Here is a 14877-nt window from a genome sequence, read left to right on the forward strand (position 1 = left end):
GCACGCGCGCGACGCTGGGGTCGCTCCCACCGGCTCGTCGAGGGGAATTCGACGACGAAGAAGACCCCTTTACACGCGCCGAGGGTCGCCCCACGGATTGTCGTAGGTCTCTCTCCCAACGTGCCATCCCAACGCAGTGCTCCGTGAGTGAGCTCCGTCGCCGCGCTCGCAAACCCTTCCGAGCGCGGCGGCGGAGCTCTGTTTTTTCGCCTGCGCGTCGCGATCCATAGTCGGCTCACCATGAGCCGACTCCGCGTGCTCGCTGCGATGCTGCTGATGGCGTGTGATCCAGGTCCAGCGCCCGCGTCGATCGGGCTCACGTGCGCGATGCTCGACGAGGCACCGACGTTGGTCGATCTCGATCTGCGCTTCGCGACCGCCGACGACGCGCGCGACTACCTCGAGCACGGCTCGGGCGAGACGCCACGCGAGCACCTGATCGTCGCGACCGACGGACCTTCGATCGCGACCCTGCCGCTCGAGGTCCGCGACGACCTCACGTACTGCGTGAGCGACGAGCTCGGCGCGTCGCGCGACGCCGTGATCGCGGCGACCGAGCGCGCGGCCGCGATGTGGGCATCGGTCGCGGACGTCCGCTTCCGCTTCGTCACACCCGCGCGCTGCGCGGAGCGCGGCGTCGACGCGCACCTCGTGATCATCCCCGAGTGCGGCGCGTCGCGCGTCGTCGCGAACGCGATGTTGCCGTGGCGCTCGGGGCGCGAGGGCCAGGAGCTCGCGATCAACACCTGCTACTGGGATCACGACGCGATCATCGCGAGCGAGGACGCGCTCGCGCGCACGTTGCTGCACGAGCTCGGGCACGTGCTCGGCCTCGTGCACGCGTGGAACACCGCGGACTACGTCGGCCCGTGCGAGTGCGCGAGCTCGACGTCGTTCCTCGCGCTCGCGCCCTACGATCCCGCGTCGATCATGAACTACCCGGACTGCGGCGCGACGTGGTCGCTCTTCGATCCGCCCGCGCTGAGCGACGCGGATCGAGCTGGCGCCGAGGAGCTCTACTGCGCTCCCGGTGCCGGCCCGCCTCCCTGTGATTGATCAGGCTTGGGCGACCGCGGCTTCGACGACCTGCACCTCGACCAGCAGATCGCCCGCCTTGAGCGCGTCGTCCTTCGCGACCGCGACGCGCTTCACGACGCCACTCACCGGCGACGCGACCACGGTCTCCATCTTCATCGCCGAGAGCACGACGAGGGGATCGCCCTTCGCGATCTTCGCGCCCGCGGTCACGCGCACGTCGACCACCGAGCCCGGCATCGGCGCGCCGACCGATCCCGGATCGCTCGTGCTCGCGCGCTCGCGCTGCTTGGTCGCGGTCTTCGCCGAACGATCGACGACGCTGATCGCGCGCGGCTGACCGTTGAGCTCGAAGAACACGCGGCGATTGCCCTCGTCGTCGAGCTCGCCCACCGCGCGCAGCACCACGACCAGCGTCTTGCCGCGCTCGATGTCGAAGTGGAGCTCCTCGCCCTTCTGCAGCGGCGCGAGGAAGTGGCGCGTCGGGAGCACCGACACGTCGCCGTTCTTCGTGCGGAAGCGGCGGTACTCGCGGAAGACCTGGGGGTACATCGCGGCGCTCATCACGTCGTGATCGCGGATCGCGACGTCGCCGTGCTCTTCGACGAGCGACTTCTTGAGCGCGTCGAGATCGAGCGGCGCCAGCGTCGCGCCCGGGCGCTCGTCGATCGGCTTGCGACCGCGCAGCACCTTCGTTCGCAGCGGCTCGGGGAACCCGCCGTGGGGCTGACCGAGACGGCCCTCGAGGAACTCGACGACGCTGGTCGGGAACGAGAGCGTGTCCGCCTGCTCCTCGACCATCTTCGCGTCGAGATCGTTCTGCACCATGAACTGCGCGAGGTCGCCGACGACCTTGCTGCTCGGCGTGACCTTGATGATGTCGCCGAGCAGGTGGTTCGCCTCGCGATACGCGCGCTTGATCGAGGTCCAGCGATCGCCGAGCCCGTTCTGCTGCGCCTGGAAGAGCAGGTTGGTGTACTGCCCGCCCGGCATCTCGTGCTCGTAGAGATCGGGCGCGTAGCCGGTCTGTCCGCTCTCGAACGGCGCGTAGAGCGAGCGCGTCTGCTCCCAGTAGCCGTTGAGCTTGCGGATCGAGTCGGTGGTGAGCGAGGTGTCGCGCGTCGTGCCCGCGAGCGCCGCGACCACCGCGCTCATCGTCGGCTGGGAGGTGAGGCCGGCCATCGCGGGGAGCGCGAGATCGACCACGTCCGCATCGGCCTCGGCGCACGCGATCATCGACGCGACGCCGGTGCCCGCGGTGTCGTGCGTGTGCACGTGGATCGGCAGCTCGGGATACGCGCGGCGCAGCGCGCCGACGAGCATCGACGCGGCGCGCGGCTTGAGCAGGCCCGCCATGTCCTTGATCGACAGGACGTGGATGCCGAGCTTCACGAGCTCGCCCGCGAGGTCCACGTAGTATTGCAGCGAGTACTTCTTGCGCGTGGGATCGCTGACGTCGCCCGTGTAGCAGATCGCCGCCTCGATCACGCCGCCCGCACTGCCGACCGCGTCGATGCCGAGCTTCATGTTCTCGACGTAGTTGAGCGAGTCGAAGATGCGGAAGACGTCGACGCCCTTGTCCTTCGCCATCTTCGCGAAGGCGTGCACGACGTTGTCGGGATAGCTCGTGTAGCCGACCGCGTTCGCGCCGCGGAAGAGCATCTGGAACGGGATGTTCGGCACCGCGTCGCGCAGCCGCTCGAGGCGATCCCACGGGCACTCGTGGAGGAAGCGCAGCGACACGTCGAACGTCGCGCCGCCCCAGCACTCCAGCGAGAAGAGCGGCGCCATCAAGCGCGCGGTCGCGGGCGCGATCGCGAGCAGATCACGGGTGCGCACGCGCGTCGCGAGCAGCGACTGGTGCGCGTCGCGCCACGTGGTGTCGGTGACGAGCAGCCCGCGATGCTTGCGCACCGCCTTCGCGAACGCGGCGGGCCCGAGGTGCACGAGGATGTCGCGCCAGCCCTGCGGCGGCGGCGACTTCAGTGCGATCTCGGGCACGACCGGCTCGATGCGCGCGGGCGGCTGCGCGCCCATGCCCGGAATGCCGGGCCCGTTGACCACGACGTCGCCGAGGTAGTGCAGCAAGCGCTGACCGCGGTTCTTGCGCAGCGGGAAGTCGAAGAGCGCGCGCGTGTCGTCGACCCACGAGGTCCACACGTTCGCCGACTCGAAGTCGGGGTGGCGCAGCACGTTCGAGAGGAACGGGATGTTCGTGCTCACGCCGCGCACGCGGAACTCGGCGAGCGCGCGCGAGAGCTTGTGCACCGCCCCCTCGAAGGTGAGCGCGTGCGCGGTGCACTTCACGAGCATCGAGTCGTAGTCGGGGCTGATCTGCGCGCCCGCGTAGCCGCTGCCCGCGTCGAGCCGGATGCCCATGCCCTCGCCGGCGCGGAACACCTCGATGCGCCCGGTGTCGGGCTGGAAGCTCTTCCGCGGATCTTCGGTCGTGACGCGGCACTGGATCGCGACGCCGCGGATCGACACCGCGTCCTGCGAGAGCCCGAGGTCCGCGAACGTCGCGCCCCCCGCGATGCGGATCTGCGACTGCACGAGGTCGATGCCGGTCACTTCCTCGGTGACCGTGTGCTCGACCTGGATGCGCGGATTGACTTCGATGAAGTAGTGACGCCCCTCGCGATCGACGAGGAACTCGACGGTGCCCGCGTTGCGATATCCGGTCGCGCGCGCCAGCGCGACGGCGTCGCGGCACAGCGCCTCGCGCACGCCCGCCGGCAGGTTCTGCGCGGGCGCCATCTCGACGACCTTCTGGTGCCGTCGCTGCACGCTGCAGTCGCGCTCGAAGAGGTGGATCACCTCGCCCGCCGCGTCCGCGAGGATCTGCACCTCGACGTGGCGCGGCTTGTCGACGTAGCGCTCGATGAAGACCGTGCCGTCGCCGAACGCCGCGAGCGCCTCGCTCTGCGCGCGCGAGAACGACTCCGCGAGGTCCTCCTCGCGTCGCACCACGCGCATGCCGCGACCGCCGCCGCCCATCGCGGCCTTCACGATCACCGGGAACCCCGCGCGCCCGCAGAACTCGCGCGCCTGATCGAGCGTGCTCACCGGCCCGTCGGTGCCGGGCACCATCGAGACGCCGATCTCCTTCGCGAGCGAGCGCGCCGCGGTCTTGTCGCCGAAGCGCCGCAGCACCTCGGGCGAGGGGCCGACGAACGCGATGCCGGCCTCGCGGCACGCCTCGCTCAACCCCGCGTTCTCCGACAGGAAGCCGTAGCCCGGGTGGATGCCGTCGGCGCCGCACGCGAGCGCGACGTCGATGATCTCCTCGATGCCGAGGTAGGCCGCGACCGCGCTCTTGCCCTTGCCGACGAGGTACGCCTCGTCCGCCTTGTAGCGATGGAGGTGGACGCGATCCTGGTGCGAGTAGACCGCGACCGTCGGGATGCCGAGCTCGGTCGCGGCGCGGAACACGCGGATCGCGATCTCGCCGCGATTGGCGCAGAGCAGCTTGGTGATCGGTCTCGGTCGCCTGGTCGCCAGCTCGGTGGACACGCGCACGCCTCCCGCTCGGAGCCCGCATCCTGCGGCGAGTCTCCGCGCGGCGACGCTATATGGCGCAGTGCGTCATCACACAAGTCGATCGTGAGCGGATCTACGCCGGGCGACCGAGCGGCTCGCGGTAGGGCACGCCGCCCTCGGGCTCGCGCCGGTGTCGCGCGCGACCACGCATCATCGCGTCCACGCTGTACGGCCCGGGCCCGCGCAGCAGGAAGAACAGCGCGACGGTCGCCATGAGCAGCGGGTACTCGAACCCGCCCTCCTGCGCGAAGAACCCGTTGGGCAGGTGCACCGCGGTGATCGCGACGATCATCACCCCGAGCACGCCCAGCGCCGAGAGCGGCGTCAGCAGCCCGAGGGCGAGACCGATCCCGCCCCCGAGCTCGCCGACCACCGCGAGCACCGCGAGGACGTCGGCCCCGGGCACGCCCATCGACTCGACGGTGCCGCGCCACCCATCGAACCCCACGACCTTCTGCCAGCCGTGTGCGGCCATCGTCACGCCCGCGACCAGCCGGAGCAGCGTGAGCGCGACCGGATCGAGTCGCGTCCCGAGCCTTCGAGTGTCCATCTCGACCTCCACGCGCGCGGGCTGCAAGCGGCACGCCCCCGACGTTGCGCGAGGCAGCGGATCACACGAAGAGCCGGCAGAGCCACGCGTAGAGCCACCACTGCAGCTCCTTGCGTCGCTTGTAGCCGGGGATCTGCCCCCACGTCGCGAACGCCTCGTCGAGCGACTTCTTCGCCGCGCCCTCGTCCTTGATCGCGCGGAACGCGAGGGCGAGCTTCACGTGCCCCTCGATCGAGCTCGAGTTCGTCGACACGAAGCGCTCGTACGCGTCGATCGCCTCTTCGTGTCGCCCGAGCTTCCGCAGCGCATCACCGGCGACGAGATAGGGCTCGCCGAAGCGCACGCGCGGATCGATCTGCACCGACTTCACGAGCGGCTCGAGCGCCTTCTCGTAGTCGCGCCGCTTGAACTGCGCGAGCCCCGAGAGATAGAGCAGCTCCGCATCGTCCGGGAAGCGCCTGCGCGCCTCGTCGAGCAGCTCGAGCGCGCGCCCCGGGCGCAGCCGCTCGACGTAGACCATCGCGAGATCGCGGCGCGCCGTCACGTTCGCGGGGTTCGCCTCGATCTGCCGCCGCAGCGCCTGGATGCGCCCCATCGTGCGGAAGAGCACCCAGGGATCCGGGACGAAGCGCCGCAGCACGAAGAGCACCACGAGGCCCACGAGCAGCGGCGGGTACTGCACGAGGTACGTCAGCAGGATCCAGCCGAGGTAGTACGAGAAATATCCCATCGAGAGCTGCGGCTCATACGGCCCGCGCCCGCGCGATCATCCTCCGAACGCGCCAGAGCCGAACCCGCCCCGCCGATGCATGCTACCAGGGTGTCGTTGCGCGTGCGTGACGCCGATTCGTCCGAGCCTGCGTCCTCACGCGCCGTCGTGATCGCCCGCGTCCTCGTGCCCATCGCGCTCGCGGTGGTCGGGTACGCGGTGCTGATCTCGGAGCGCTGGGAGGTCGATCACGAGCTCCAGCTCGTCGCGCCCGATCGCGTGCGGCCCGGCGATCCGATCCCGCTTCGGGCGTTCGTGTTCGACGGCATCGAGGATCCCGACGGCGGCGAGCTCGTCCCCGCGAGTGTCGAGGTCGAGCTCCGCGACGGCGATCGTGTGCTCGCGCGAGCCACGCTCGACACGTCTCGCGCGCGCTCCTCCGAGGGCGCGTTGCCTCCTCCGGACGACGCTCCCGATCGCCGGCTCGCACTGTTCGCGTCGGCGCGCGACGACGACGGCGATCTCCTCGCGACCGTCACGCGTCCGCTCACGATCGAGCCCGGCGCGCCGCCCGCACCACTCCGCGGCCGCGTCGGCCTCCCTCTGCAGCAGATCGACGTCGGGCCGGTGATCGCGGAGGCCACCGGCATCCCGCTGCCGCCCCTCGACGTGCGCGTCGCGGGCGGCGCGTGCGTGCCCGAGGAGCGCTGCGCGTTGTGGGTCGACGCGGGCGACGCGGACGCGATCACGATCGAGGAGACGCCCGCCGCGTCGGTCGGCGAGCGCAGCACGCGCGACGGAGCATTGGTGCGCCTCGTCGTCGTCCCGCACGGGCCCGAGGCATCGATCGAGCTCGTCGCATCGCAGCTGGGACAGCCGCTCGCGCGTCGCACGGTGCGCCTGCCCATCGCGCTCGCGACTCCGTGGATCGACGTGCCCCGCGTGGTCTCCTCGGTGCCGATCCCGATCGAGGCGCGCCCTCCGGTGGGCCGCGAAGTGCTCCTCGCCGATCTCTTCTACGAAGGCCGGTGGATCGCGACCGCGACCCTCGATCCCGCCCACCCCGAGCTCCCCTTCGACGTCGGCCCCGGTCTGTATCGCGTCGAGGTCCGCTCCGATCCCTTCGGCGGAGAGCGCGCCGCAGCGCGATACGTCCTGGTCGCGCCCGAGGGCTCCGGTCTCGCGCTCGACGACACACGCGAGCTGCTGCGCCGCGAGGACGTCGAGCTCACCGATCGTGAAGGCACCGAGCCGCGGCTCCTGCTCGCGGGCGCCGAAGAAGAAGTCCGCACCTTGCCCAGCGCGATCTCCGGGCTCGAGGACGATCGCCGCATGGTCGCGGAGCGCCGGCGTCGCCTGCACTTCGTGGCAGGGCTCGCGCTCGGGCTCGGGATCGCGGTGCTCGCGATGTCTCTCCTGCGACGCGGTCTGTTCGCGGCCGCCGAGGCCCGCGAAGTGATGCACGAGGCAGGAGATCCCGAGGCGCGGAGCGTCCGTGTGCGCGCTCGCAACACCGCGGCGGTCATCGCGATCGTGGGCGCGGTGGCGGTCGCGCTGCTCGCCGGTGCGGCACTGATCCTCGCTCGCGCGGCGCTGGTCACCGGCTGAGCTCGGAGCCCCGGATCCGACCGAATAGCACGGGGGTTCCCCGCGTTGCGCCCCCACGACCGGCGCCTTAGTCTGCCCCGCCTACCTTCTCGGCGGGGCTATTCGCTCGCCCACTACCGCGTCTTCCCTCCGCGCCCGAGGCCTCTCTCGAATGCTGCAGGACATCCTCAAGAAGCTCTTCGGCACCAACCACGAGCGGCAGATCCGCAAGATCCAGCCGCGCGTGGCCGCGATCAACGCGCTCGAGCCGGAGATCAAGAAGCTCTCGGACGCGCAGCTGAAGGCCAAGACCGCCGAGCTCAAGCAGAAGCTCGACAACGGCGCGACCCTCGACGACGTCCTCTTCGAAGCGTTCGCCACCGCGCGCGAGGCCGGTCGCCGCGTCCTCGGCATGCGTCACTACGACGTGCAGCTGATCGGCGGCATGGTCCTGCACGACGGCAAGATCGCCGAGATGAAGACCGGCGAGGGCAAGACGCTGGTCGCGACGCTTCCTTGCTACCTCAACGCGCTCTCGGGCAAGGGCGTCCACGTCGTCACCGTCAACGACTACCTCGCCAAGCGCGACGCCGAGTGGATGGGCCGCCTCTACAACTGGCTCGGCCTCTCGTACGGCGTCGTCATCCCGTCGCAGAGCGATCAGGCGAAGAAGAACGCGTATCGCGCAGACATCACGTACGGCCAGAACAACGAGTTCGGCTTCGACTATCTGCGCGACAACATGAAGTTCAGCATCTACGACTACGCGCAACGCGAGCTGAACTTCGCGATCGTCGACGAGGTCGACTCCATCCTCGTCGACGAGGCGCGCACCCCGCTGATCATCAGCGGTCAGGGCGAGGTCGCGAGCGACAAGTACCTGCGTATCGCGCGCATCATGCCGCGCCTCCGCAAGGACGAGCACTACGTCGTCGACGAGAAGTTCCACAACGCGACGTTCACCGAAGAAGGCATCGAGCGCGCGCAGCAGCTCCTCGTCGAAGCCGGGATCATGAAGAGCGAGAACCTCTTCGATCCGGTCAACCTCGAGACGCTGCACATCCTGAACAAGTCGCTCATCGCGCACACGCTCTACAAGCGCGACCAGCACTACATGGTCACGGCCGATCAGAAGGTCGTGATCGTCGACGAGTTCACCGGCCGCGTGCTCGCGGGACGCCGCTGGTCCGACGGCCTGCACCAGGCGGTCGAGGCCAAGGAAGGCGTTCCGATCCAGGCCGAGAACCGCACGCTCGCGACCATCTCGTTCCAGAACTACTTCCGCCTCTACAAGAAGATCGCCGGCATGACCGGCACCGCCGACACCGAGGCCGAGGAGTTCCACAAGATCTACAAGCTGGACGTCACCGTCATCCCGACGAACCGGCAGATCCAGCGAAGCGATCAGGACGACCTCGTCTTCAAGACCGAGCGCGAGAAGTTCAAGGCGGTCTACGAGGACATCGTCGAGTGCCACAAGGCGGGCCAGCCGGTGCTCGTCGGCACCACGAGCGTCGAGAAGAGCGAAGCGCTCCACCGCATGCTCGCGAAGGCCGAGATCCCCCACAACGTGCTGAACGCGAAGCAGCACGAGCGCGAGGCGTACGTCGTCGCGCAGGCGGGCCGGAAGGGCGCGATCACGATCGCGACGAACATGGCCGGCCGCGGCACCGACATCTTGCTGGGCGGCAACCCCGAGATGCTCGCGAAGTACCGCGTGATGGATCGCGCGAACGCCGAGGGGAACGTCGAGCTGCTCCAGACCCGCGAGCTCTTCGAGGCCGCGGTGAAGGAAGAGCAGACGCGGCTCGAGGCCGAGTGCGCGCAGGAGCGCAAGGACGTCCTCGCAGCCGGTGGCCTCCAGATCGTCGGCACCGAGCGCCACGAGTCGCGCCGCATCGACAACCAGCTGCGCGGTCGTGCGGGCCGTCAGGGCGACCCCGGCGCGTCACGCTTCTATCTGTCGCTCGAAGACGACCTCATGCGCATCTTCGCCGGTGAGCGCATCCAGGCGATGATGACGACGCTCGGGATGGAGGAGGGCGTCCCGATCGAGCACAAGTGGGTGACGAACGCCGTCGCCAACGCGCAGAAGAAGGTCGAGGAGCGGAACTTCGACATCCGCAAGAACCTCCTCGAGTACGACGACGTGATGAACCAGCAGCGCAAGAGCATCTACGCGCTGCGCCGTCAGGTCCTCGAGGGTCAGTACCGCACCGTCCCGACCGAGGACGAGATCAAGAAGGGCGTGAAGCCCGAGCCGATCGTCAAGGAGATCGACGAGGAGCTCCAGAAGCGCGCGAAGCCGGTGCTCGAGCGCATGGTGAAGGTGCACGGCGCGAAGGCGATCCCGCCCCAGCCGCCGGCGCGCCCCCAGCCGCCGCCGCGCAACGCGACGCCCGAGCAGCTCAACGCGTTCAACGACGTCGTGCGGGTGTACGACGCCGCCGCGCGCGAGTGGCAGGAGTCGATGCGCCTCTGGCAGGAGAGCGCGCTCGCCGAGAACGTCGCCGACCTCGACGAGGTGCGCTGGCAGGCGCTCGAGCGGAACATCTACGACGTCTTCGGCTGCCGCGTTCACATCGAGAAGATCGCGAAGAAGCCGAAGCTCGTGCTCGAGACGATCGAGAAGGAAGTCGGCATGTCGCTGAGCGAGCAGCGCGAGCGCATGCTCGACCTCGTCGACGACATCGTCGGCAAGCTCGTCGAACGCACGTGTCCTCCCAACAAGCACGCGGAGGACTGGGACTTCGACGGGCTGCGCAAGTCGTACGAGGAGACGTTCGGGCTCAAGGCGGGCGTCGTCGAGAAGTTCCACGACGTCGAGGACCTCGCGGAGCGTCTCTACAAGGACGGCGAGGCCGTGCTCCTCAAGAAGGAGAAGGAGATCGGCCCCGAGAACCTGCTCGCGGCGTTCCGCAACTTCTACCTCCGCGAGATCGATCGTCAGTGGCTCGACCACCTGACGAACATGGACCAGCTGCGCGACGGCATCGGCCTGCGCGGCTACGGCCAGCGCGATCCGAAGAAGGAGTACAAGAAGGAGGGCTACGACCTCTTCGTCGGCATGACCGAGAGCATCAAGGCGCAGGTCGCGTACTCGATGTTCCGCATCCAGGTCATGCGGGAGGAGGACGTGCGCCGCCTCGAGGAGCAGCGCCGCCGCGAGGTCGAGGCCCAGCAGCGCCGCATCATGGAGCAGCACATCGCGGCCGCTGCGACGAACGCGGGCGCGGGCGCGCAGCCGGTCGCGAGCTCGAGCGGGATCGGCGCGGCGCGCGGTGGTGCGCGTGCGGCAGCGGCGGGTGTGCCCGCAGCGGCGGCGCGTGGCGGTCGCACCCACGTGCCGGCGCAGCAGGCGGCGGCGGCGGCCGCGGCGCCGAAGGTCGAGACGGTGCGTCGCGACAAGCCGAAGGTCGGCCGTAACGACCCCTGCTACTGCGGCAGCGGCAAGAAGTACAAGAACTGCCACATGCGCACCGACCAGCAGAGCGAAGGTGCGCTCGACGCCGTCGCCCCCGAGGCGAAGAGCGTCGACGAAGCGCAGGGCTGAGCTCAGCGGCTCGCGCCGACCACGAGGCGCGGCCAGGCGGCGAGCACGACGACGACGCAGGCGCGCCCTGCGTCGTCGGTCGCGATGCCCGCGCCGGCGTCGGTGAAACGGCGATCGACGAGCGCGCTCCGGTGCGAGGGGCTCCGGGTGAGCGCGAGGAACGCGCCCGCCACGTCGGCGCCGCGCGCGATCACCTCGCCGACGTGGCGCGCCTCGATCCCGCGCTCGCGCGCCCGAGCCCGCGGATCGCGCCCCCGCTCGAGCTCGTGGGCCGCGCGTCTCGCCTGGCACACCGCTTCGGCGTGTGCCTGCGCGACCGACGCGAGCACGCGATGCGGGCGCAGCGGAGACACCTGCGCCTGGGTGCGCAGTGCCTCGATTCGCGCGTCGAGCGGCTCGTCATCCCCCGACACTCGGCGCCGCGTGTCCTCCTCGCCGCCGATCCGGCGCTCGGCGACCGGACGCGGCCCGTCCGGCCCCCGCGCGACCAGCTGCACGCGCACCGGCCGCTGGAGATCCGAGGGCACGTCGGCGCGCCCCTCGAAGGGCTCCACCCGCTCGACGTTCCCGTGGGGATCTTCGACGAACACCATCGGATCCGCGAACCCTGGGCCGAGCTCGATGCGGAAGCGCTCGTTCCCCTCGTCGACCAGCCGACCCGCGCGCGGCGCCGCGATCACGAGCCAGCGCTCGTCGCGCCGCGCTTCGCCGCAGACCACCGGCGCGCGCAACCGCTCGCCGAGCCGTTCCAGCCAGGGCCCGACGCGACCCTCGTCGCCGTCGTGGATCGCGAGCGCATGCACCGTCGGCGCATCCGAGCCCGCGTCGCGCGCCGCTGCGAGCAGCTCTGCGCCGGTCGGATCGCCACCGTGCATCAGCACCGACGCCGCGGCTTCCGCGAGCACGTCGTCCTCGCAGCGCTGCGCGCTGGCGAGAGCAGGAGCCGCGAGCATCACGACGATCGAGCAGGCGAGGGCGGCGCGCATCCGTCGATGCTCGTCCGGTGTCGAGCCCCACGCCAGAAAAGCGCTCTAGCCGTCGCCCTTCGCGCGCCCGCTCTCGCGTCCGAGGCCTGGCGTGGTCGCCCAGACCTGCATCCAGCCGACCGCCGCGACCGCGGCGAAGAGCGGCGTGGTCGCCGCGCCCACCGCGCTCCACGCGGGGCCGGCGACGCTCGACACGATGCCGTCGAGCGCGCTCCACCCGAGCACCACCCACGGCCACACGCGGCACCCGCTGTCGCTCGAATCGTCGACGAACCCGAGCAGCGAGAGCGCGAGCACGACGAGCATCAGCGCGCGCACCGCCGGCCCGAGCCACGCCACGACGTCGCTGCTGCGCACGACCATCGCGTCGAGCCCACCGTCGAGGATCAGCCACGACGCGCTCACCGCGATGCCCACGCCCATCGCGACCCGCGCGAAGCGCGAGCCCCGGTTCTGCCAGCGCAGCAGCTGCGCGGCCGCGAGCAGCGTGGTGCCCATCGTCGCGAGCCCCTCGACGCCGTCGGGCCCGCTGCGCGCCATCGTCGCCACCACGAGCCCGACCGATGCGAGCACCGCGAACGCCCCGGCCCGCATCGCGAACCGGAGCGGCGCGATCGCCGCGAGCCCCATCGCCGCGCCCAGCCCCGCGAGCCCGAGGTGGATCGTCTCTCCGGCGCCGAGCGTCATCGCGGCCGTGACCACTCCGGCCCCGGCGACCAGCGCCAGCGCGCGCGATGTCCACGCCATCGGCTCGGCGGCCGGCCGCTCGCGCAGCAGCTCCGACGCGAGCCACTGCGGCGGCCCCACCGGCGCGCTCTGCGCCCGCATCCCCGAGCTCGACGCGCTCGCGCTCTGGACGGGCGTGGCATCCGCCGCCCGCGTGGGGAACGCCACCACCCGCGCCGCCGGCCGCGCCGGCTCGTCGCTCCGGTCCTGCTCTTCTTCCGCCGCCGTGGCGATCGCGAGCCCGCGAGCACGACCTCGCGCTGCCGCTTCCCCGCGCATCCGCCGCACCGGGCGCGACGCCTCGCGCGCGGCCGCCGCGGCCGGCTCGGGCTCGGGGCTCGCCTCCTGCTCGCGCGAGATCTTCCGGATCCGCCGGGTGTCGGGATCCCCGGTGCTGCGCAGCGGCGAGGGCGGCGGCTCGCTCTCGATCTCGCTCGTGCTCGCCCACGTCCCCGCGGGCACCGGCGGGGGCTCGTCCGACTCGGCGGCGTCGCGCGGCGGCGGCTCGGACTCCACCGGCACGCGCAGAGCCCCGCAGGAGGGACATCGCTCGTCCCCCACGCTCAACGAGGCGCGGCACTGCGTGCACGTCTCCATCGGGTCGCGGTGCCCTCTCTCGGGTCGCTCATGTTACCCGCTTCCGCGTCGCGCTCCCAGCGGTCCCGTTGATGCCCCTGAACGGTGACGTTCGCTGAGCCCACCGCCTCGCCGCGCTGCGCGTTACCATCGCGCCCGCATGCGAACGCTCCGCGACCTCCGCGCCCACGCCGACGCTCGCCTCCTCGCCGGCGATGCCCACGCCGCGCTCCACGCGTACTGCGCGCTGGTGCAGCTGCAGCCCGTCGATCTCGACGCCCGGCTTCGCGTCGCCGACAGCCTCCTGGCGCTCGGGGAGGTACAGCGCGCCGCCGTCGTCTACACCGCGCTCGCCCGCTACGCGACGCACGCCGGCTACCCGCTCCGTGCGCTGGTCGCGCTCAAGGTGCTCACCGCGCTCGAGCCGCAGCTCGAGGCGCTGCTCGCCCCGCTCGCGGAGCTCTACTCGGTCGACTCGCCCCGCCTCGGCCGCGGCGTGCGCCTCGCGCCCGGCGACCCCGACCAGCTGGTCCCCGAGACGCTCGACCTCGCGCGACAGATCCCGCTCGACCAGCTCGCGCCCCACGCCGAGCGCGTGGCCGCCGACACTGCAGGCGCCGCGTTCCCCGAGCGCCTGCCGCCGATTCCGCTCTTCAGCGAGCTCCGCGGCGATGCGTTCCGGGCGCTCCTCCCCGCGCTCAAGCTGCGCCGCGTCCGCCCCGGCGAGGTCGTCCTCGCGGAGGGCGAGCCCGGCCAGAGCTTCTTCGTCATCGCCCGCGGCGAGGTCCAGGTCACGAAGAAGCTCGCGCAGCACCCCGAAGCAGGCGGCGGCGACACCGTGCTCGCGACGCTCCACGAGGGCGCGATCTTCGGCGAGATGGCGCTCGTCTCGGCGGCGCCCCGCTCCGCGACCGTGCGCGCGTCCACCGACGCCGATCTCCTCGAGTTCGACCGCGACGCGCTCGCCGCGCTCTCCCGCGACGTCGCCACCCTCGCGGTCGCCCTCGACAAGTTCACGCGCGAGCGCCTGCTCCAGAACCTCCTCCAGACCTCGCCGCTGTTCCGTCCGCTCGACCGCAAGCAGCGCATGGACCTGGTGCGTCGCTTCACCGCGCACGACGTCGGGCCCGGTGTGCCGATCATCACCGAGGGCCAGCCCGGCCGCGGCCTCTTCGTGCTGCTCTCGGGCGAGGTCGACGTCTCGAAGATCGACGGCGACAGCAAGATCCTCCTCGCCACGCTCAAGCCCGGCGACGTGTTCGGCGAGATCTCGCTGCTCAACGACGAGCCCGCGACCGCGACCGTCACCGCTGCGCGCCAGAGCACCGTGCTCTTCCTCGGACGCGACATCTTCCAGCGCCTCGTCGCCGCGTTCCCCGAGATCCGCGAGTACATCAGCCAGCTCGGCGAGGAGCGCCAGCTCGACACGCGCCTCCTGCTCGAGACGAGCGAAGGGACCGAGGAGCTCGACCTCGAGGATCTCGTCCTGGTGTGACGCGCGTGGCGTCACGCCACGGGTAGGCCGTGCGCCCACTCGCCAATGCGTGAAACAGTATGAAGGTCCCAGTCGTCGTGTAGCGAGCGTCGCTCCGCGGCGCCCATACTGGAGATCATC

9 protein-coding genes and 1 pseudogene are annotated in these 14877 nt (G+C 71.0%); 5 read left to right on the forward strand and 5 right to left on the reverse strand.

Going from position 1 to position 14877, the window contains the following annotated elements; translation table 11 throughout:
* Positions 1-240: 240 nt before the first annotated feature.
* Positions 241-1056: a matrixin family metalloprotease gene (locus tag I5071_RS05445; RefSeq protein WP_236604320.1), complete on the forward strand. Its 816-nt coding sequence runs from the start codon at positions 241-243 to the stop codon at positions 1054-1056.
* Here the strand turns inward: I5071_RS05445 and pyc are convergent, their stop codons facing one another.
* The 3 genes from pyc to I5071_RS05460 form a co-directional block, all read right to left on the reverse strand.
* The gene (gene pyc, locus I5071_RS05450) at positions 1057-4548 is read right to left on the reverse strand and encodes a pyruvate carboxylase (RefSeq protein WP_268921214.1); all 3492 of its coding nucleotides are present in this window, start codon (positions 4546-4548) and stop codon (positions 1057-1059) included.
* Between the two features lie 100 nt (positions 4549-4648).
* Positions 4649-5125, reverse strand: a complete 477-nt coding sequence (locus I5071_RS05455) for a DoxX family protein (RefSeq protein WP_236604321.1) — start codon at positions 5123-5125, stop codon at positions 4649-4651.
* A gap of 61 nt (positions 5126-5186) precedes the next feature.
* On the reverse strand, positions 5187-5855 hold the full coding sequence (locus tag I5071_RS05460) for a tetratricopeptide repeat protein (RefSeq protein ID WP_236604322.1): 669 nt from the start codon (positions 5853-5855) through the stop codon (positions 5187-5189).
* Between the two features lie 147 nt (positions 5856-6002).
* Between I5071_RS05460 and I5071_RS05465 the strand changes: the two genes are divergently transcribed.
* The 3 genes and pseudogenes from I5071_RS05465 to I5071_RS46940 all read left to right on the forward strand — a co-directional run bounded on the left by I5071_RS05465 (position 6003) and on the right by I5071_RS46940 (position 10974).
* Positions 6003-7442, forward strand: coding sequence for a hypothetical protein (locus I5071_RS05465; RefSeq protein ID WP_236604323.1), 1440 nt, complete (start codon positions 6003-6005; stop codon positions 7440-7442).
* 151 nt (positions 7443-7593) lie between these two features.
* Positions 7594-9801 (forward strand): annotated as a pseudogene (gene secA, locus I5071_RS05470) (preprotein translocase subunit SecA); the annotation flags it as partial.
* Positions 9802-10089: 288 nt separating this feature from the next.
* Positions 10090-10974, forward strand: coding sequence for an SEC-C metal-binding domain-containing protein (locus I5071_RS46940; protein ID WP_419249641.1), 885 nt, complete (start codon positions 10090-10092; stop codon positions 10972-10974).
* 2 nt (positions 10975-10976) lie between these two features.
* Here the strand turns inward: I5071_RS46940 and I5071_RS05475 are convergent, their stop codons facing one another.
* Both I5071_RS05475 and I5071_RS05480 read right to left on the reverse strand, forming a co-directional pair.
* A complete protein-coding gene (locus I5071_RS05475) occupies positions 10977-11960 on the reverse strand; it encodes a CAP domain-containing protein (protein ID WP_236604325.1) in 984 nt (327 codons plus the stop codon).
* A 45-nt stretch (positions 11961-12005) separates the two neighbouring features.
* A complete protein-coding gene (locus tag I5071_RS05480) occupies positions 12006-13208 on the reverse strand; it encodes a hypothetical protein (protein WP_236604326.1) in 1203 nt (400 codons plus the stop codon).
* Positions 13209-13422: 214 nt separating this feature from the next.
* On the opposite strand from I5071_RS05480, the gene I5071_RS05485 reads away from it, so the two are divergent.
* Positions 13423-14757: a cyclic nucleotide-binding domain-containing protein gene (locus I5071_RS05485; protein WP_236604327.1), complete on the forward strand. Its 1335-nt coding sequence runs from the start codon at positions 13423-13425 to the stop codon at positions 14755-14757.
* The last annotated feature ends 120 nt before the right edge of the window (positions 14758-14877 follow it).

This window comes from Sandaracinus amylolyticus, assembly GCF_021631985.1.
GTDB classification, from domain to species: Bacteria; Myxococcota_A; Polyangia; order Polyangiales; family Sandaracinaceae; genus Sandaracinus; species Sandaracinus amylolyticus_A.